This is a genomic window from Streptomyces sp. NPDC029014 (assembly GCF_055564695.1).
On record NZ_JBVHVT010000002.1, the window covers coordinates 40,951 to 59,556 of the forward strand.

Consider the following 18,606-nt stretch of genomic DNA (forward strand, 5'->3'; position numbering starts at 1 on the left):
CCCGTACGCCCGTACGCCCGTACGCCCGTACGCCCGTACGCCCGTGCGGACGGCTGCGGTGCGCCCGTGCGCGCATCGCCCGTACAGGGGCTATGCGTGCGCTGCGGTGCGCGGGATGCTGGATGCAGGACCTGCGCTGATCCCGCCCCGCGAGCGGAGGCCGCCGTGCCGGACGTCCCCCAGCCCCCGCATCCCCCACACTCCCCACATCCCCCGCACCCCCTCGCCCTCGAACTCCTCACCCCGCCGCGGCCCCCGGCCCTCGAACTCCGCGTCCACGGAGTCCACGGCGCATCCCCCGAGGAACTGCTCGACGACCCCCGCACCGTCAGGGTCACCGGTGACGCGACCGCCGCCGTGTTCCGCCGTGCCGCCGACGCCGATGCCGAGTCGCACCCCGAGCGGTACGCCGGCCGGCCCGTCGTCGAGGCCTACTGCTGGTCCCGACTCACCTCCGGCAACAGCTCGCGCGCCCTGTGGCTGCTCCTGCTGCCCTTCATGGTGGTCAACCTCGCCCACTGGGCCCGGCCTGCCGCGCCGGCCGCTCCCGACGGCACGCCGCCGCGGGCGGTCCGCGCGTACGGGCTGCTCGTCCGGCTCCTCGCCCTCAGCCTCACCCTGCTGCTGATCGCGGCTGCCTGCGAGGTCGCCCTCGACCTCCTCGCCTGGCAGTGCCCGGGCACGGCCTCCTGCACCGCCTCCCGTTCCTGGCTGCGGTTCGCGGAGCCCGGCGGCTGGTGGGGCCAGCCCGGGCGGAGGCTCGCCCTCGGCGCTCTCGTCCCGGCCGCGCTGACCGGGCTGCTGTGGTTCCTGTCGAACCGGACGTGGAGCGCCTACGAGTCCCAGACCCCGCCCCAGGAGGCGGCCGGAGCAGCCGTCCCCGCGCCCGCTCCCGCCCCGGCTCCCGGCTCCGCCTCCGAGTCCGCCGCCCTCGCTGCCGGTTCGGCCACCGCGGTCGAGGGGCCCGGCGACGCGCCCGCCCTCGGCCGGCCCGGATTCTGGTTCGGGCGGCGGATCGTGGCCCGGCTGCGGGCCGCGCACACCGCCGCCGGGCTGCTCACCGTCGCCGCCGCCGTCGCCGCGCCCGCCGCCCGCTACGACCGCCGCGCCGGCACCCCCGCCCTCGAAGCCCTCGGCTGGGCCCTGGAGGTGCTGCTCGCCGCCGGGGCGGCCGCGGTCGCCTGGGTCGTCTGCCGGCGCGGCCGCAGCGAGGTCCGGGCCGACCACCGCCTCGACCGGGCCGCCGTCACCCTGCTGCCAGGCGCCGCCCTCGCCCTGCTCGCCGCCGTGCTGCTCCACGCCTCCTGGTCCCGCCCGGGCTGGACCTCCTCCGGCCGGTTGCCCGGCGACTTCGCGTTCGGGTTGCTGACGCTCGCCCAGGGTGTGCTGGTCCTCGCCCTCGCCACCGTCGCCGCCCGCCTGCACCGGCGCGCCCCCGACGGGGCGACCGCGCTGCGCGGCCTCGGCGGGCCCGCCGTCGCCACGCTCGGCTGCGCGCTCGGCGGCGTGATGTCCGGCGGGGTCGCCCAGTGGGTCGCCGGCCGCCTCGACGGCGGCGCCGGCCCGCCCGTACCGCCCGTGCTGCTGTCCTGGCAGGCCGCCGTCCTGCCGCCGCTGCTCCTCGTACTGGCGCTGCTCGCCGCCGTGTTCGCGGTGCGCGGCGCCCTCCACCGGCGCCGCCTCGCCGCCCGGATCGCCGCCGAATACCCGGGCGAGACCCCGGACGCCGACCGCAGCCGCCGCATCGCCGGAGCCCGGGCCGCCGCCGCGCTCACCGACTCCGCACCCTGGTTCCTCGCCGCCGTCTCCGGGGTCACCCTGCTGCTCGGGGCGGCCGCCCTGGCCGGGGCCTGGCTGAGCGGGGCGGTCCCCGGCGAAGCCGCCCGCGGAGGCCACCCGCTCCTCGAAGCCGCCGCCCGCGCCGCACAGGACGCCGGCTCCTGGCTGGTCGGCTTCGGTTTCCTGCTCTTCGTGACCTGGGGCCGCCGCGCCTACCGGGACCAGGCCGCCCGCCGCACCATCGGCGTGCTGTGGGACGTCGGCACCTTCTGGCCGCGGGCCGCCCACCCGTTCGCCCCGCCCTGCTACGCCGAGCGCGCCGTACCCGACCTGACCTGGCGGATGACGGCCTGGACCGGCCGCACGGGCGGCCGGCTGGTGATCTCCGGGCACTCCCAGGGCAGCGTGCTCGCGGCGGCCGCCGTCTGGCAGCTGCCGCCGTACGCGCGCCGCCGCATCGCCCTCCTCACGTACGGGTCGCCGCTGCGCCGGCTCTACGGGCGCTGGTTCCCGGCCTACTTCGGGCCCGGCCCCCTCACGGCCCTGCACCGGCAGGTCGACTGTTGGCGCAACCTGTGGCGGGCCACCGACCCGATCGGCGGCCCGGTCGCCGCGGACCCCGCCGGGGACGTGGACCGCGGCCCGCTCGCCGACCCGCTCGCCTACGGGCGCAGCGCACTCCACCCGCTGCCCGCGCCCGTCCTGGGCCACTACGACTACCCGTCCGACCCTGCCTTCGCGGCCGAACGCGACGCCCTCCTCACCCGCCTGGCCGGCCCATCCCGCCCGGACCTGCGCAAGGCCCCCGACCCCGACCCCGACCGGCCGGCCGTTCCGGGGCAGCCCACCTCCCGGGACGGTGCGACCGCCCCGGACCGGCCCGCCGTCCCGCCCGAGCGGTCGGCGTCCGGTGTGCCGGGGCCGAGGGTCAGCAGGGAGCCGGCAGCGCCGGAAGATCCTCCGGAAACAGCAGCGTGAGCTCGTCCGTCCCCGCGTCCGCCAGCTGCGCCACCCGGCCCGCGTGCCGCTCGACCATCGCCTCGAACGTCTGCCGGGCGGTACGGCCGTTGCCGAACGCCGGGCCCTTCGGCAGCTCCGTGAAGTACGCCAGCAGTGCCTCGGCCGTGCCCTCGCCGAGCCGGTACTCGTGCTCCTCCGCCTGCTGCTCCACGATCCGCAGCAGCTCCCCGGGCCCGTAGTCGCCGAAGGTGATGGTCCGCGAGAAGCGGGAGGCCACGCCCGGGTTGACGGTCAGGAAGCGGTCCATCTCCTCCGTGTACCCGGCGACGATCACCACGACGGCGTCGCGGTGGTCCTCCATCAGCTTGACCAGTGTGTCGATCGCCTCGCGCCCGAAGTCCCGGCCCGAGTCCTCGGGGGCCAGCGCGTACGCCTCGTCGATGAACAGCACCCCGCCGCGGGCCCGTTCGAACGCCTCCTGGGTGCGGATCGCCGTCGACCCGATGTGTTCGCCGACCAGGTCCACGCGCGACACCTCGACCAGGTGGCCGCGCTCCAGGACGCCGAGCGAGGCGAGGATCTCCCCGTAGAGCCGGGCCACCGTGGTCTTGCCGGTGCCGGGGGAACCGGTGAAGACCAGGTGGCGGCGGACCGAGGCGGCCTTCAGACCGGCCTGCTGCCGGCGCCGCCCCACCTCGATCATGTCGGTGAGCGCGCGCACCTCGCGCTTGACGCTCTCCAACCCGACCAGCGCCTCAAGTCGTTCCAGCACCTCACCGGAGCCGCGCGGCGCCGGCGCGCGGCGGTCGGCCGCCCCGCCCGCCGCCCGGGCCCCGGACGCTGCCGCCGCCGCTGCTGCCGTGACCGGTGCGGCCTGGCCGGCCGGCACGGACCCGGCCGTCCGCTGCCCGGTGAGCGTACGGACGCCAGGGCGCTCCCCGGCGGGCGCGCCGCCGGGGGCCGGCCGGACGGCGTGCCGGGGCGCAGGCTCGTCCGAGGTGCAGCCCTCGGCGACCGGGCCGTCCTCGGCGAACTCGTAGCCGCCGCGCGCACAGCGCTCGGTGTGGCAGCGGGTCAGGGTGGCCCGGCACCCGTCGAGGACGTGGAAGCCGAAGCCCGAGCTGCCGGTCACCCGGCAGGAGTCGAAGCTTCCGCGGCCGCCTGCCGACACGTAGAACCCGGCCTCGGCCGGCGAGGTGACCGTGCAGCCCCGGACCGTGGGGTCGGCCCCCTTGGTGACGATCACCCCGGTCTGGGCGGTGTCGATCGTGCAGTCGGTCAGGCTGCCGCCGCTGCCGTGGTCGCGGAACCAGGCACCGGTGCCCGCCTCCCGGATCCGGCAGTCCTCGACCTGCGCGGTCGCGCCGTCGCTCACCGACACGGCCGTGTTGCGGACCTGGAACAGGTCGCTGTCGACCACGTCCGCCCGCGACCCCCGGTCCAGGACGAACACCGCGTCGGGCACGTCGTGCACCCGGCACCCGTTCAGCGAGACGCCGGCCCCGTCGCTGATCCACACCGCGGGGTAGTCGCCCGTGCTGTCGTGGATCTCGCAGGCCTCGGCCTCGACCCGGGTGCCCGGATCCCACACGGACAGCCCGTTGCGGCCGAAGCGGCGCACGGTGGTGCGGGCGAGGGTGAGGACCGAACGGGCCCGCAGGTCCACGGCGTTCTCCGGAACGTCGTGGATGTCGCACCCGGAGAGGTCGAGGACGGCGTCCGTGTCGAGGGTGACCCCGTCGGCCGTGGTGCGGTGCACCGTGCAGTCGGTGAGGCGGGCCGCCGCACGGGCGGCGATCTGCACGCCCGTCCCCTTGATCTCGTACACCTCGCAGCCGAGCGCCTCCAACCCCGAGCCCTCACCGGTGACGGCGATGCCCGCGCCCGAGGCGTGGTGGATCCGGCACCGCTCCAGGCGCGGATGCCCGCCGCCGCGGACGGAGACCCCCGCCTGCCCGGCGGAGACGACCTCGCACTCCTCGAACACCCCGCCGCCGCCGTCCAGTACGGCGATCCCGACACCCGTCGGGTTCTCCACCGTGCACCGCCGCACCAGTGGCCGGGCGCCGCCGCGCACCTCGATCCCGGCGGCCGAACGCGTGCTCACCCGCAGCCCGGCCAGCTCCGGGGAGCCCGCCTCGACGAGCAGGGCGGGAGCCGCCCGGTCCTGGCCCTCCACGTGCAGGTCCTGGAGCACGGCCGAGGCCCGCAGGGTGAGTGCCACCCCGTCCGCCGGGGCGATCCGCACGGACCCCGGCGCGCCCTCGGGCCCGCGCAGCGTCACGGCGTGCTGGACCAGCAGGTTCTCCCGGTAGGTGCCGGGGGCGAGGGTCAGCACGTCCCCGTCGCCCGCGGCGGCGAGCGCGGCGGCCAGCGTCGGATACTCATCGGAGCGGCGCCGCCACCGTGAAGACCCGCCGTGCGTCAGCTGGACCGTGCCCTGTGCCATGGTGCTGTCGTGCCCCCGCCCTCGTTCTCGTCCTCGCCCTGCCGAACCGGCAGAACCGGCGAAACCGGCTGAACCCGCCGGATCCGCCCGCAGCGGCTGACGGCAACCGCTCCGGGGGCTCCACCGTAGCGCGCGGAAAGCCGTCGGGAGGCCAGGTCAGCTGCCTGCACCCGCCCGTCCCCAGTCCGGTCCCACCGCCGCCCAGGCCCGGTCCAGCAGCACGTACCTGCGGTGCACGAGCCGGCGTACGACGAGCCTGCGGGCGGTTTCCGCCAGCGCCGCGGCGCCCACCGCGACGGCGAGGCCCAGAACCGCCGCGTGTGCGCTGGCGGAGCCGGGGTCGAGCGGCCGGGTCACGAGCCGGCCGCGCAGATCGGTCCATATCCGGAACCGGTCGCCGGCCCTCGGCGGTTCCTCGGCCGCCGGAACCGTCCCCTGGTGGCTGCTGCCGTCCGGCGCCGTCCAGGCCGCCACGATCTGCGTACGCTGCGGGGCCTGCCGCTGCGGCTCCGGCTGGCCGCCCGCGCCCTCCGGCGGTTCGGCCGCGGCCGGTCGGACCACCACCGCCGGGACGAGGTACCGCTCCTGCCGCTGTTCGCGCGCGGCCCGCTGCAGCGCGCCGTCCACCCGCAGGCCCGTCACACAGCCGACGGCCGGTGCCACCAGCAGGACGCACACCACGGCGGCGAACGCCACCCACGCCTCGAAGAGATCCGTCGGCCGGCGCAGCGGATTGCGCCGCCAGCGCCACACACCCATTGCTGCCCACACGGTCCGGCACCCCCTTGCCTCCGTCTGACTCAGGCACGTTCCGGATGATCCAACGGCCGTCCCTCGACGGTTGGTTCCTGGGATCCGCCAGAGCCCCCCGAAGGTGTCATTCCAGGGGGCGTTCCAGGGGTCATTCCAGGACGCGGACCTCGTCGCCGACGCGCACGGTGCCCGTCCGCACCGGCACCAGCAGCCGCCCGAACGCCAGCGACTTGCCGATCCGCCGGTGCCGGGCCAGCGTCTTCAGCGGCTCCTTGCCGCGCTCCGCCGTCCGCTGGTCGGTCGTGGTCACGATGCACCGCCCGCACTCCCGCGCCCCGCGGAAGACGGCGTCGCCGATCGCGATGCGCCGCCACCCGTCCTCCGCCCAGGCCTCGGCCCCGGCAACCACCACATTGGGTCGGAACCGGTCCATCGGCAGCGGACCCTCCTCGGGATGGTCCCCCTGCGCGATCAGCGAGTTGAGCGCGTCCAGCGACGCCAGCGTGGTGAGCAGCACCGGGTAGCCGTCGGCGAGGCTCACGGTCTCGCCGGGCAGTGCGTAGTCGGGGTCCACCGGACGCCGTACGGCCGGGTCGTCCATGTGCACCAGGTGAACCGGAATCCCGAGGTAGGTGCTGAACCAGTCGCCCCCGGCGCGCGCCGCGACCACCGTCTCGACCTTCTTGCCGAACAGCGTCACCGGCTCCAGCGGCCCCGGCTCCGGGACCTCCACGACCAGGCCGGGCATGCCCGGCGCCGCCACCGCGACGCCGCCTCCCTCCAGCGGACGCGCCGAAGCCAACGCCAGCCGCGGCTGTTCGCGTTGCGTGATGACCTTGCCCGCGGGGTCGACCAGCGCCCAGCGCCGGTCCGCGGACAGGCCCCAGGGCTCCACGGCCACCTCGTCGGGAGCTGCCCCCGCCACCGACTTGACGGGGTGGACGTGCAAGGACCGGACATACAAATTCGCCATGGCAGCATCCTGCCAGGCGCCCCTCGGCCGCCCCAGCGGGTATCGGCGGCCGGATCCGGGTCGGTCAGGACCGGGGCCGGCCGCAGCCGCGCGGCTGCCCGTCGGCACGCGTGCCCCGCTCCCGGGGGGAGGGCCCGCACGCGTGCCGCGTACGCGCGTCGCGTCAGTAGGCGCGCCCCTGGTACTGGCGGCCGTACGGGTCCTCGTACGAGGGGCCCGCGGCCGGGGCCGCCACCTGCATCGGACGCGGCGCCGCCGGACGCATCGCCTCGTACCCGGTGCCCGCGGCGACCGGGCGGGGCGGCTGCGGCTGCGCCTGCTGCATGTACCCGGCGCGGGCCGCGACCGGCTGCTGCTGCTGCGGGATGTACGGCGCCGGCGCGTTCTGCAGCGGCATGGGGGAGGGCGCGCCCTGCCCCTGGTACGGATACCCGTACCCGCCGGTCTGCTGCGGCTGCGGCTGCGGAGGCATCGGTGCCGGGGGCAGCGCGGCCGGGAGCGCGGGCAGCGCGGAGGCGAGGGCCGGCAGGTACCCACCGCTCGAGTAGCCGGAGCTCGGCGAATCGTAGGCGGCCGGAACACGGATCGGGGCGATCTGCGGAGTGCCGCGTTCCGCCACGAGCGAGTCGTAGATGGGAGTGTCCGGGAAAGAAGGCGCGGAGTAGTAACCGCCGCCATAAGTGGAGCGGGGGGAGGTCATGGGACCTAAGTTAAGCCCACGGCTTCACCGGGTCCATAGCGAGGTGTGACGAAGGCCGCGCTGACCTGCATATTCGCAGGTCAGCGCCACACCTTTCACTTCACGTTCACGTGCACGATACGTCACTTGCGTACCCGCTTGTCCCGACTCGTGCTTGACCGTTGGGTGTTGCACCGACTTGCCGCTGACGCAGCGTCACAATGCGGTGACCAGGGATGACATCGAATCCGGCGGCAATTCGCCGTTTCAGACATCACTCGGACGGGCATAGGTCCGGCCCTTCCAGGCCGCCCCCCGACCCCGGTAGTGCTGCACGGCCGAATCGACGGTCATCAGCAGGTACAGGAGTGCCGTGAGCGGAAGCAGGGGCGCCAGTGCCGCCGGCTGCCGGTAGTAGCGCAGCATCGGAAGGTACGTTCCGGTCATCAGCAGCCAGGCGAGGCCGCCCGCCCAAGCCGTCCCGGCGTGCCCCGCGGCGAGCCCCGCGAAGAGGGCGGCCGGGGGGAGGAGGTAGACCAGGACGAGCCCGGCCACCGTCCCCGCCAGCAGCAGCGGCTGGTGCCGCAGTTGGGCGTACGCGCTGCGCGCGACCATCCGCCACAGGTCCCCGAGGGCCGGGTACGGGCGCACGCTGTCCACCCGCTCCGCGAGCCCCAGCCAGATCCGCCCCCCGGAGTCCCGGACGGCGCGGGCGAGGCAGACGTCGTCGATGACCGCCTGCCGGATCGAGTCCGGCACGCCGGCCCGGACCGCCGCCTCCGTGCGCAGCAGGACGCAGCCGCCGGCCGCGGCGGCCGTCCGGCCGGTGGGGCGGTTGATCCGGCGGAACGGGTAGAGCTGGGCGAAGAAGTAGACGAACGCCGGCACGACGAGCCGCTCCCAGAAGCCGGCGACCCGCAGCCGCGCCATCAGCGAGACCAGGTCGAGGCCGGCGGAGGTCGCGGCCGCGACCAGCTCGCGCAGGCTGTCCGGTTCGTGTGCGATGTCGGCATCGGTGAGGAGGAGGTACTCCGGCTCGGCCTCGTGCGCCGTGCGGGCGAACGCGATGCCGTGGCGCAGCGCCCACAGCTTCCCGGTCCAGCCCGGCTCCGGCTCGCCGGGGGAGACCACGGTGAGCGGCAGTCCGGGCTGCACGCCGGCCAGGCGGCGCGCCAGTGCGCCCGTGCCGTCCGTACTGCCGTCGTCGACCAGGATGATCTCGGCCCGGCCGGGATAGTCCTGGGCGAGGAGGGAGGGGAGGCTGCACGGGAGCACCTCCGCCTCGTCCCGGGCCGGGACCACGACGGCGACGGAGGGCCACCGGGCGGGGGCGGTGCGAGGGGGGAGGCGGACGTCGGTCCGCCAGAACATGCCCTGGGCGAGCGTCAGCCAGATCCAGGCGGCGAGGGAGGCGCACGCGGCGCCGAAAAGGCCCATGCGGGCAGTCTGCCGAACGCGGAGCCCGCTGTCCCCCACCCGAACGAGCCGCGTCCCGCGAACCCGCCACCCCCTGTCCCGGACCCGTACGAGCCGCGTCCCGTTCCGCCCGCGGGGTACGGTCCCGCACTGCTCGGACTACTCGGACCGCCGCGCGGACCACCCGGCCGGCGAGCCGCGCGGGGCGGTGGCGGAAGACGTCGCCGGGGCCCGGCGGCGGGCGGCCGACGGGGGTGTGTGTCGGGGCACAGCCGGGGGTCGTCGGGGGTGGCGGAGGGGGCGGGTCGATTAAGGTGACCGGGTGATGATCGCGCTCATGGACTCCGGAATCGGCCTCCTCGCGGCTGCCGCCGCGATGCGGCGGCTGCGGCCGGACGTCGACCTGGTCCTGTCCTCCGACCCCGTCGGCATGCCCTGGGGTCCGCGTACCCCCGAGGACCTCACCGGGCGCGCGCTCGGTGTCGCCCGTGCCGCCGCCGCGCTCCGCCCGGAGGCGCTGATCATCGCCTGCAACACCGCCACCGTCCACGCCCTGCCCACGATCCGGGCAGAGCTGGAGCCCGCCATCCCGGTGATCGGCACCGTGCCGGCGATCAAGCCAGCCGCGGCCGCCGGGGGGCGGGTGGCGATCTGGGCCACCCCCGCCACCACCGGCAGCCCCTACCAGCGCGGGCTCATCCGCGACTTCGCCTCCGGGGCGCGCGTCACCGAGGTCCCCTGCCCGGGGCTGGCCGACGCCGTCGAGGCGGCGGACGAGGCGGCCATCGCCGACGCCGTCGCGGCCGCCGCCGAACTGACCCCGGCCGACGTCACCGACGTCGTCCTCGGCTGCACCCACTACGAGCTCGTCGAGGCGCCCATCCGGGCCGCCCTCGCCGCCCGCACCGGCGGGGTCGAGCCGACCTACCACGGTTCCGCCGAAGCCGTCGCCCTCCAGGCGCTGCGCCGCATCGGCGCCGCCCCCGATCCTGCCCTGCCCGCCACCGGCGGACTGACCGTGCTGCTCAGCGGCGACGAGGGCGCCCTGCCTGCCGCCGCGCTCGGCTATGCCGAGGGCCAGCTGCTGGCCGGGCAGGGCGCCGCCGTCGGGCGCTGACCCCCCCCGGCGTCGCTGACCGCCGTCGGCGCTACCGCCCGGCCCCCGGCGCTACCGCCGCCAGCCCTTCGGTGCTACCGCCCCGCCGGCCCCGCCGCCAGTCGGCGGGCCAGGGTGCACAGGTCCTCCGCGTCCAGGACGCGGTCCCCGAAGCCGGGCAGCGGTACGTGCAGCGGGGCCGTCCACTCCGCGGGGATCGCCGCCCGGCCGTAGCGGACGCCGGCCAGCGTGCCCGTGACCGCCGCGACCGTGTCGGTGTCCCCGCCCAGGTCCACCGCGGCCCGGACGGCCTGCGCGAAGCCGGTCGTGGTCCGCACCGCCCACACCGCCGAGCCCAGGCAGGGCCACACCGCGCCGTTGAACTCGGTGGCCAGGCCCGGGTGCCAATCCGGGTCGAGGACCCGCGCGTACCGGTCGCGCTGCTCCGGGTCCACCGCCGCGAGCGCCTCCGGAACGCCGTCCAGCGGATCGCCGCCGGCCAGTGCGACCCGTACGAGCTCGTGCAGGACGGCCGTGCCCTCCCAGGCCGCCGGGTCGCCGTGGGTGAGCGCCGCGATCCGCCGGGCCGCGGCCATCGTCGCCTCCCGCCCCCCGGCGGCGAAGTACACCGCGGACGTCGACGCCCGCATCAGGGAACCGTTGCCGGCTGCCCGCGCGTTCCCTTGGAAGTGCAGCGCCGCGGCCAGGTCCCACGGGTCGCCGCCGGTCAGCACGGCCTCGGTCTGGAGCCCGATGTCCTTCGGCTCGGCTGCCGCCCAGCGCCGGAACCGGTCGAAGACGTCGGGGAGTTCGAGGCCGCCGTACTCCAGCAGCGATTCGCCGACGAGCACGGCCATCTGCGTGTCGTCCGTCGCCTCGCCCGGCTCCCAGCCGCCGCCCCCGCGCATCTCCGCGCCGCGCGCGCTCAGTTCCCCCACGGGCCCGAACTCGTAGGGCGCGCCCAGGGCGTCGCCCACGGCGGAGCCGAGTACGGCACCGACGGCGCGGTCCGTCCGCTCCGTCTGCTCCGTCCCATCTATCCGGTCGTTTCGGTTGTTTCGACTGTTCGGGTCCTTTCGGTCGATCGGGTCGTTGCGGTCGATCGGGCTGAACTGGTCGGTCACGTCAGCTTTCCTCCCCTGATGGGCCGGGGCATACGCCGGCCAGCACGTCCCTCGCGAAGGCGTCCAGGTCGTCGAGCCCGGCCGCGGACAGCGTGTCCGGCGCCCCGGTCAGCAGGTGCCAGACCGCCCCGTGCAGGGCGAGCGTGAGGGTGCGGGCCTGTGCGGACCCGTCCGGGAGCCCGGCCGCGCCGAGCAGCCGGCGGTGCGCCGCGAAGTCCGCCGCCCCGATCGGGTCCAGCAGTGCGGCCAGCCACGGCCGCCGCGCCGCCTCCGTCTGCAACTCCAGATAGGCCAGGACACGCGGCCGCCCCGCCCCGGCCACGTCGCGCAGCAGCCCGGCGAGCAGGGCCGCCAGCCCGGCCCGGTCCGTGGGGCCCGGGCCGGGGTCCGGGCCGGCCAGGGCGGCCGCCACGGCCCGGTACTGCTCCGCGCAGCGCTCCGCCACTGCCCGCAGCAGGGCGTCGCGGGTCGGGAAGTAGTTCTTGGTGGTGCCCAGGGGCACGCCGGCCGCGCCGTCGACGGCCCGGTGCGTGAGGCCCCGGCCGCCCGCCTCCGCCAGCACCGCCATGGCCGCGTCACGCAGCCGGTCCCTCCGGTCCTGATTCACCCTGGCAGCTTAACCACATCCGTGGTACCACAGATGTGGTACCACGGATGTGGTAGTCGGGAGTGAGGAGCGCGCCATGCACGGCAGACACCACCCCATCAGCCCTATCAGCCCCACCAGCACCACCGACCCCGCCAACGCCATGCCCGGGACCGCCGGCACCGCCGTCGTCGTCGGAGCCGGTGTCGGCGGGCTCGCCACCGCCATCGGGCTCCGCCGCGCCGGCTGGACCGTGACCGTGCTGGAACGGCGCACCGCCCCGGAGCGCTACGGAACCGCCTTCGGCATCCACCCGACCGCCCAGGCCGCCCTCGACCGGCTCGGCCTCGGCGGGGCCCTGCGGACGCGCGCCGTCCCGTACCGCGACGCGCGGATCCGCCGGCCCGACGGGACCGTGCTCGCCGCCCTCCCGCTCGACCGGATCGAACGCAGGGCGGGCCGCCCCGAGCTGCTCATCTCCCGCCCGCACCTGATCGACGCCCTCCTCGACGCGCTCGACCGGCTCGGCGGAACCCCGATCGCGTACGGGCAGCGGCTGACCGACCCGGCAGGGATCGACGCCGACCTCGTCATCGGCGCCGACGGCATCCACAGCGCCGTCCGCACCGCCCGCTTCGGCACCCGCAGCGCCGTCCGCACCCTCGGCACCGTCGCCTGGATCGGCATCGCCGGCTTCGAGACCGGCGTCCACGGCGAGACCTGGGGCCCGGGCCGGTTCTTCGGCATGACCCCGGTCGAGCCCGGACGCACCAACTGGTACGCCACCGTCCCCGGCGCCACCACCGCCGACGAGCTGCGCGCCGCGTTCGCCGACTGGCACGACCCCGTCCCGCGGGTCCTCGCCGACACCGACCCGGCGACCTGGATCCGGTACGAGATGCGCCACCTCCACCCGGCGCTCCCCGCCTTCACCGACGGCCGTCGCACCGCCCTGGTCGGCGACGCCGCCCACGCCATGACCCCCAACCTGGGCCAGGGCGCCTGCACCGCCCTGCTCGACGCCGAGGCACTCACCCGTGCGGTCGCCGCCCACGGTCGGGCCGGGCTGCCCGCCGCCCTGCGCGCGTACGACGCGGAACGCCGCCGGCCCGCCCAGCGCGTCGCCCTCGCCTCGCGGAGCCTGCACCGCTTCATGACGGTCCGCCGCCCGGCCCTGCGGGACGCACTCGTCCGCTTGCTGCCCGGCTGAACCGGAACCGGGCCGCCGCCCGTTGCCGGACCGGCCTGCAGGCCAGCCGGGTTTGCCCGGGGCCGCGCGCGGACAGGTGCGGGGCAGAGCGGCCGGCCCGACGATCGGGCCCTCGGGCCGGCCGCCGGCGCGAGGCGGTGGCGCACATGCGGAACGTGAGTACGCTGCTACTCATGACGGGTCACCCTCCGGGTCCGCTGTGGACGGGCCGGGCAACCAACCGCGTGCAGTGGGTGCTGGCCGCGGCCGGCGCGGCCGCCCTGGCCCTCGGCATCGACCTCGCCGTCGACTCCCCCTGGAGCTCCGGCATCGTGCCCCTGCTGATGTCGGTGATCGGCTGCCTGGCCGTCGGCGTCCTGATCCTCTACGGCACCCTCGCCTTCGTGCAGGTCGCCGTCACCATCGACGCAGAGGCGCTGGAGGTGCGCTGCGGCCACATCGGCCTGCCCCGCCGCAGGGTCCCGCTCGCGGAGGTGATCTCCGCCGAGTACGTGCCCCACATCACCCCGCACCAGTGGGGCGGCTGGGGCCACCGCTGGCGCCCCGACAAGGGCACCGCCATCATCGTCCGCCGCGGCGAGGGCCTCGCCCTCCATCTCGGGGGCGGCAAGCTGTTCACGGTCACCGTCGACGACGCCGAGAACGCGGTCCGTGTCATCCGCGCCCATCTGCGTGCCCTGGCCGGCTGAGCCGCCCCGGCCGACCGCCCCCGCGGAGCCGCCGCCCGGCCGGCGCGTGCGGGCCCTCCCGCCCCGGCCACGTACACTCCGCCAGATGAGCAGCAGTGTCACCGAAGAGCCCCGCGCCACCGGAGCGGAACCCGCCACCGGAGCCGAAGCCGCCACGACCCCTTCCGCCCGGGCGCCCCGGTGGAAGACCGCCGCTGCCGTCCGCGCGGCCCTCGCCACCGCCTCCGGCGTGCTGCTCTACCTCAGCTTCCCGCCCCGCCCCCTGTGGTGGCTGGCCCCCGTCGCCCTCGCCGTGCTCGCCGGCTGCCTCCACGGCCGCCGAGCCCGCGCCGGCTTCGGCCTGGGCGTCCTGCACGGGTTGGGCTTCCTGCTGCCGCTGCTCGTGTGGACCAGCGAGGGCGTCGGCCCGGTCCCGTGGCTCGCCCTGGCCACCCTCGAAGCCCTCCTCATCGGCCTCACCACCCTCGGCGTCTCCCTCGTCAGCCGGCTCCCCGCCTGGCCGCTGTGGGGGGCCGCCGTGTGGACCGCCGGCGAGGCGCTGCGCGCCCGCGCCCCCTTCGGCGGCTTCCCGTGGGGCAAACTCGCCTTCGGGCAGGCCGACGGGTTCTTCCTCCCCCTCGCCGCACTCGGCGGCACCCCGCTGCTCTCCTTCGGCGTCGCCCTGTGCGGTTTCGGGCTGTACGGCGCCCTGCGCGCCGCCCGCCACCACCCCCGCCGCAGCGTCGCCGCCCTGGCCGCCCTCGCCGTTGCCGCTCCCGTTGCTACGGCCCTGGCCGCCCGCCCGCTGGTCTCCGACGCGGCCGAGGACGGCACCGCCGTCGCCGCGGTGGTCCAGGGCAACGTGCCGCGCGCGGGCTTCGACTTCAACGCCCAGCGCCGGGCCGTCCTCGACAACCACGCCAAGCGCACGGTGCAGCTCGCCGAGGACGTCCGGGCCGGCCGCGTCCCCCGGCCCGATTTCGTGGTCTGGCCGGAGAACTCCTCCGACATCGACCCGTTCACCCAGGCCGACGCGTACCGGATCATCGACGAAGCGGTCAAGGCCATCGGCGTGCCCGTCGCCATCGGCTCCGTACTGGCCCCGGAGACCGGGCCGCTGCGCAACACGATGATCCTGTGGGACCCTGCCAAGGGCCCCACGGACACCTACGACAAGCGCAAGATCCAGCCCTTCGGCGAGCGCATCCCGATGCGGTCCTTCGTCAGGCTCTTCAGCGCTGACGTGGACCGGGTGCAGCGCGACTTCGGCCCCGGCAAGGAGCCGGGCGTCTTCGACATGGCGGGCAGCGGCATCGGCATGGTCACCTGCTACGAGGCGGCCTTCGACGACGCCGTCCGCTCCACCGTCCGCGCGGGCGCCCAGGTGATCGCCGTACCGAGCAACAACGCCACCTTCGGCCGGACCGAGATGACCTACCAGCAGCTCGCCATGGACCGGGTCCGCGCCGTCGAGCACAGCCGCACCGTCCTCGTGCCCGTCACCAGCGGCGTCAGCGCCGTCATCCGTCCCGACGGCAAGGTCGTGCAGCAGACCGAGATGTTCACCGCGGACGCGCTCGTCGCCGAGATCCCGCTGCGCTCCACCGAGACCCCCGCCACCCGCCTCGGCCCGCTGCCCGAGTACGTGCTGCTCGCGCTGGCCGCCGGCGGTTTCGGCTGGGTCCTCGCGCTCCGGATCCGTGCCCGCCGCAGTGCCGCCTGAGCGGTGCGGCGGGATCGGCCTCGTATGGTCGGGGCATGACCACTCCTGAATTCATCCGCGAAATCCGGGCCCATGCCGGGAACCGGCTGCTCCTGCTGCCCGCCGTGACCGCGATCGTCGTCGACGACCGCGGTCACGTGTTGCTCGGACGGCGCTCCGACAGCGGCCGGTGGGCGGTGGTCGGCGGGATCGCGGAACCGGGCGAGCAGCCCGCCGACACCGCCGTGCGCGAGGTGTACGAGGAAACGGCCGTGCGGTGCGTTCCGGAGCGCGTGGTGATGGTCGAGATGCTGCAGCCGATCACCTACCCCAACGGCGACGTCTGCCAGTTCCAGGACATCACCTTCCGCTGCCGGGCGATCGGCGGTGAGGCGCGGGCCAACGACGACGAGTCGCTGGAGGTGGCCTGGTTCGCGCCCGACGCCCTGCCCCCGCTGGACCGGTTCGGCCTGGACCGCGTCCGCCGGGCCCTGGACGACGAGCCGACCTGGTTCGCGCCCGCCGCCGAGCTCCCGGAGGAGGTCCCGGCCGGACGGGGCGCGCAGATCCCGGCCGACCGGCGGGTCGGCGCCCCGGCATGGGTGCCGGAGGGCATCCCGGAGTAGCCCCGGCGCCCGGCCGCCCGCGGGCCGGCCGCCCGTGGCTCAGCCCTCGTCGGCCGCGTCGCGGTACAGCTCCTCCGCCTGGTCGCCCATCACCGCGCTGTACGAGACGTCCGGGTCGGTGCCCCCGCCCTCGTGGCCGCCGAGCACCCCGGCCACGGCCCCGTCCACCAGCCACGGACTGCCGCTCGTGCCGCTGCTGAGGTCGGGGCAGTCGATGCGGCGCTGGGTCCCGGAGTACAGGGCGGTGGTGTTCGCGCAGCGCAGCGGGGCGTCCTCGGTGCTCGGGTAGCCGACGATCGTCACCGCCGCGTCGCCCGGCTGTTCGGCGGCCACGGGGAACCCGCCCACCGCGTCCTCGACGTACGGGCCCTGCCCGCCGTCGACCGGGACCACCGTGGCGAAGGCCAGGTCGGCGTCCGGGTCCTGGCCGTCCGTCCAGCCCGGTGCCACGAACGCTCCGGTGAGCCGCCACAGCCCGTGCGGGGCCCTGCCGTCGCGGTAGCCCGGTGCGAAGAACGTGTTCTGCGGGTCGCCCACGCAGTGCGCGGCCGTGGCGATCACGTCGCGGCCGTCGCTGCGGACCACGGCCGCGGTGCAGAAGTGGCCCCCGCCGAGGCCGCCGGCGAACAGCGGGCCGACCCGGTCCGCCGTCGCGTCGGGTATCGCCCGCGCCGTCACGCCCAGCGGTGGGACCGCACCCGCGTCCGGCATGTTCAGGCTGAGCAGGATGGCCATCGCGGCCAGCGCCGCAAGCGTCCGGGAGGTCCGGCGGACGGCGGAGCGGCGGGCCGGTCGGAGGGGCATGCGCTGGATCATGTTCCGAGCCTCCCCGTCGAAACTATGACCGGAGCCCGTTATTCCATATGAATCTGCTGTGAATCCTGGCGGGCCGCGGCCCGCGGCCCGCGGTCCGGGATCCACGGCGCTCGGCCCGCGGCCCCGCGCTAGCGGCGCTCGTACACCGTCACCCGGCGGCCCCGGACCTGCCGGTCCTCCACCACCCTGAAGTGCTCCTTCAGCACCGCAGCCTTCGCCGCGTCCCGCGCCGCCCCCGACGGCTTGGCCACCTTCGCCGCGTCCGTGACCAGCAGCACCCGGCGCCGGCGGAGCAGCTCCGCCCTGATCCGCGCCGGCTCCGCCTCCTCGCCCTTGAGCGTCGCCGAAGCGACCGGGTCCCGCTCCAGGGCCAGGTCCGACAGCCCCGCGAAGGCGCCCGGGGAGACCATTGCCGTGTCCCGGCGGGCCGCCGGAACGAACAGCACCGCGTCCCCCGGCCGCTTCAGCCGGTCCACCTCGCCGGCCACCGCCAGCACGTCGTCGACCCGGCTCGCCGGAGCCCGCTTGGCCAGCTCCACCGGCAGCAGCGCCACCACCGCGATCCCGACCACGGCCGGCACCAGCAGCCGCGCCGCCCGGGGGAAGCGCGGCGCGGCGGCCCGTACGGCGGCGCCCAGCGCGGCTCCGATCAGCAGCGCGAGGCCGACCATGCTGAACAGCACGTACCGGTCCAGGAACAGCGGCTGGGCCAGCGAGATCCCGATCAGCGCCAGCTGCGGCACCGCCAGCAGCGGCAGACCCACCGCCGCCAGCGACAGCCGGCCCGCCCGCGGCCGGTCCAGCCAGGCACCCAGGCCGCCGACGGCCAGCAGGATGGCCGGGCCGATCATCATGTGCCAGGTCAGCGGCGGTATCCACGAGACCTGGTCGGACTGGCTCCGACTGAACAGGACCAGCGGCAGCGCCCCTGCCACCGCGCCGGCCGCGGCGGCCGCCCAGCGCCCCACCACGCCCCGGCCCGCGCCCGCCCACCACAGCGTCGCCGCATGGGCGGGCAGGGCGAGCAGCGACAGCCAGTTCAGCAGCGCGCACACCAGCACGGTCAGCCCGTACGCGGTCCAGCGCGGCCAGACCCGCCGCCCGGACCCGCCGGGAGCACCGGGGCCGGCCGTCCCGCCCGTCCCGCCCGTCACGCCGGCCACGCTCCCGCCGTCCGGCACGAGGGACACGAGCAGCAGCGTCGACAACCCCACCCCCGCCGCGACCAGCGCGTACGGCCGGCCCTCCTGGAGGTAGAACTGCACCGCCGGCAGCAGCGGCAGCGCCAGACCGCCGCCCAGCCCCGCCCAGAACCCGGCCAGCCGCCGGCCGATCAGCGCCGTGCACGCCGCGGCGCCCGCGATCGCCAGCACGGACGGCAGCCGAAGCGTCGTCGTGCCCGCCCCGAACACCTCGAAGAGGCCGTGCATCAGCAGGTAGTACAGGCCGTGGACGGCGTCGACGTTGCCGAGCATCGCCCATATCTCGCCCGCCGAGCGCCCGGCCGCCACCTGCCACGTCGCCGCCTCGTCGCGCCACACGCTGTCCTGCCGGGACAACCCCCACAGGCCGAGGCCCAGGGTCCACAGGACCGGTACCAGCCACACGAGGGTCCGCCGTCGGCCTGCGGTGATGTCAGAAGTCATGAAACGGATCGGATCCTCGCTGGGCACCTCGGGCGGAAAGCACCAGTCTATGGACGACACGGACGGTTTCCCGACCCGCTGTTGTGCACCGCGGAGCGAGAGCGGGCGCCCCACCCGCCCCTA

The 18,606-nt window shown here is 76.0% G+C and carries 14 protein-coding genes and 1 pseudogene; 6 read left to right on the top strand and 9 right to left on the bottom strand.

Going from position 1 to position 18,606, the window contains the following annotated elements; all coding sequences use genetic code 11:
* The first annotated feature begins 165 nt into the window (after positions 1 to 165).
* Entirely contained in the window at positions 166 to 2,757 is a 2,592-nt protein-coding gene (locus ACZ4VL_RS01735) for a hypothetical protein (RefSeq protein WP_468194337.1), read from the top strand.
* Here ACZ4VL_RS01735 and ACZ4VL_RS01740 read toward each other — a convergent pair.
* From ACZ4VL_RS01740 to ACZ4VL_RS01760, 5 genes are all read right to left on the bottom strand, one after another.
* Positions 2,708 to 5,188 carry a right-handed parallel beta-helix repeat-containing protein gene (locus ACZ4VL_RS01740; protein WP_468194339.1) on the bottom strand — a complete coding sequence of 827 codons (2,481 nt, stop codon included), beginning with the start codon at positions 5,186 to 5,188 and terminating at the stop codon, positions 2,708 to 2,710. The two genes, ACZ4VL_RS01735 and ACZ4VL_RS01740, sit on opposite strands and share 50 nt — an antisense overlap.
* Positions 5,189 to 5,344: 156 nt before the next feature.
* Positions 5,345 to 5,959 (bottom strand): Rv1733c family protein, encoded by a 615-nt coding sequence (locus ACZ4VL_RS01745; protein WP_468194341.1) that lies wholly within the window; start codon positions 5,957 to 5,959, stop codon positions 5,345 to 5,347.
* A gap of 130 nt (positions 5,960 to 6,089) precedes the next feature.
* Entirely contained in the window at positions 6,090 to 6,914 is an 825-nt protein-coding gene (locus ACZ4VL_RS01750; RefSeq protein ID WP_468194343.1) for an MOSC domain-containing protein, read from the bottom strand.
* 163 nt (positions 6,915 to 7,077) lie between these two features.
* Positions 7,078 to 7,614 carry a DUF6643 family protein gene (locus ACZ4VL_RS01755; RefSeq protein ID WP_468194346.1) on the bottom strand — a complete coding sequence of 179 codons (537 nt, stop codon included), beginning with the start codon at positions 7,612 to 7,614 and terminating at the stop codon, positions 7,078 to 7,080.
* 246 nt (positions 7,615 to 7,860) lie between these two features.
* Positions 7,861 to 9,030 carry a glycosyltransferase gene (locus tag ACZ4VL_RS01760; RefSeq protein ID WP_468194349.1) on the bottom strand — a complete coding sequence of 390 codons (1,170 nt, stop codon included), beginning with the start codon at positions 9,028 to 9,030 and terminating at the stop codon, positions 7,861 to 7,863.
* A 301-nt stretch (positions 9,031 to 9,331) separates the two neighbouring features.
* Between ACZ4VL_RS01760 and ACZ4VL_RS01765 the strand changes: the two genes are divergently transcribed.
* The gene (locus ACZ4VL_RS01765; protein ID WP_468194351.1) at positions 9,332 to 10,126 is read left to right on the top strand and encodes a glutamate racemase; all 795 of its coding nucleotides are present in this window, start codon (positions 9,332 to 9,334) and stop codon (positions 10,124 to 10,126) included.
* Between the two features lie 74 nt (positions 10,127 to 10,200).
* On the opposite strand, the gene ACZ4VL_RS01770 is transcribed toward ACZ4VL_RS01765, so the two are convergent.
* A complete protein-coding gene (locus tag ACZ4VL_RS01770; protein WP_468194744.1) occupies positions 10,201 to 11,145 on the bottom strand; it encodes an ADP-ribosylglycohydrolase family protein in 945 nt (314 codons plus the stop codon).
* Positions 11,146 to 11,230: 85 nt separating this feature from the next.
* On the bottom strand, positions 11,231 to 11,836 hold the full coding sequence (locus ACZ4VL_RS01775) for a TetR/AcrR family transcriptional regulator (protein WP_468194354.1): 606 nt from the start codon (positions 11,834 to 11,836) through the stop codon (positions 11,231 to 11,233).
* A 142-nt stretch (positions 11,837 to 11,978) separates the two neighbouring features.
* On the opposite strand from ACZ4VL_RS01775, the gene ACZ4VL_RS01780 reads away from it, so the two are divergent.
* From ACZ4VL_RS01780 to ACZ4VL_RS01795, 4 genes and pseudogenes are all read left to right on the top strand, one after another.
* Entirely contained in the window at positions 11,979 to 13,025 is a 1,047-nt protein-coding gene (locus ACZ4VL_RS01780) for an FAD-dependent oxidoreductase (protein ID WP_468194747.1), read from the top strand.
* A 173-nt stretch (positions 13,026 to 13,198) separates the two neighbouring features.
* The gene (locus ACZ4VL_RS01785; protein ID WP_468194356.1) at positions 13,199 to 13,714 is read left to right on the top strand and encodes a hypothetical protein; all 516 of its coding nucleotides are present in this window, start codon (positions 13,199 to 13,201) and stop codon (positions 13,712 to 13,714) included.
* 85 nt (positions 13,715 to 13,799) lie between these two features.
* A complete protein-coding gene (lnt, locus tag ACZ4VL_RS01790) occupies positions 13,800 to 15,416 on the top strand; it encodes an apolipoprotein N-acyltransferase (protein WP_468194359.1) in 1,617 nt (538 codons plus the stop codon).
* Positions 15,417 to 15,451: 35 nt separating this feature from the next.
* A pseudogene (locus ACZ4VL_RS01795) lies at positions 15,452 to 15,916 on the top strand (NUDIX hydrolase); the annotation flags it as partial.
* 144 nt (positions 15,917 to 16,060) lie between these two features.
* Here the strand turns inward: ACZ4VL_RS01795 and ACZ4VL_RS01800 are convergent.
* Both ACZ4VL_RS01800 and ACZ4VL_RS01805 read right to left on the bottom strand, forming a co-directional pair.
* The gene (locus tag ACZ4VL_RS01800) at positions 16,061 to 16,825 is read right to left on the bottom strand and encodes a trypsin-like serine peptidase (RefSeq protein ID WP_468194361.1); all 765 of its coding nucleotides are present in this window, start codon (positions 16,823 to 16,825) and stop codon (positions 16,061 to 16,063) included.
* A 140-nt stretch (positions 16,826 to 16,965) separates the two neighbouring features.
* Positions 16,966 to 18,483 carry a glycosyltransferase family 39 protein gene (locus ACZ4VL_RS01805; protein WP_468194364.1) on the bottom strand — a complete coding sequence of 506 codons (1,518 nt, stop codon included), beginning with the start codon at positions 18,481 to 18,483 and terminating at the stop codon, positions 16,966 to 16,968.
* Positions 18,484 to 18,606 lie beyond the last annotated feature (123 nt).

Coding starts and splice junctions, on each gene's coding strand:
- ACZ4VL_RS01805 (WP_468194364.1), bottom strand. CDS start 18,483: ATGACTTCTGACATCACCGCAGGCCGACGGCGGACCCTCGTGTGGCTG.
- ACZ4VL_RS01780 (WP_468194747.1), top strand. CDS start 11,979: ATGCCCGGGACCGCCGGCACCGCCGTCGTCGTCGGAGCCGGTGTCGGC.
- ACZ4VL_RS01740 (WP_468194339.1), bottom strand. CDS start 5,188: ATGGCACAGGGCACGGTCCAGCTGACGCACGGCGGGTCTTCACGGTGG.
- ACZ4VL_RS01750 (WP_468194343.1), bottom strand. CDS start 6,914: ATGGCGAATTTGTATGTCCGGTCCTTGCACGTCCACCCCGTCAAGTCG.
- ACZ4VL_RS01760 (WP_468194349.1), bottom strand. CDS start 9,030: ATGGGCCTTTTCGGCGCCGCGTGCGCCTCCCTCGCCGCCTGGATCTGG.
- ACZ4VL_RS01785 (WP_468194356.1), top strand. CDS start 13,199: ATGACGGGTCACCCTCCGGGTCCGCTGTGGACGGGCCGGGCAACCAAC.
- ACZ4VL_RS01800 (WP_468194361.1), bottom strand. CDS start 16,825: ATGCCCCTCCGACCGGCCCGCCGCTCCGCCGTCCGCCGGACCTCCCGG.
- lnt (WP_468194359.1), top strand. CDS start 13,800: ATGAGCAGCAGTGTCACCGAAGAGCCCCGCGCCACCGGAGCGGAACCC.
- ACZ4VL_RS01755 (WP_468194346.1), bottom strand. CDS start 7,614: ATGACCTCCCCCCGCTCCACTTATGGCGGCGGTTACTACTCCGCGCCT.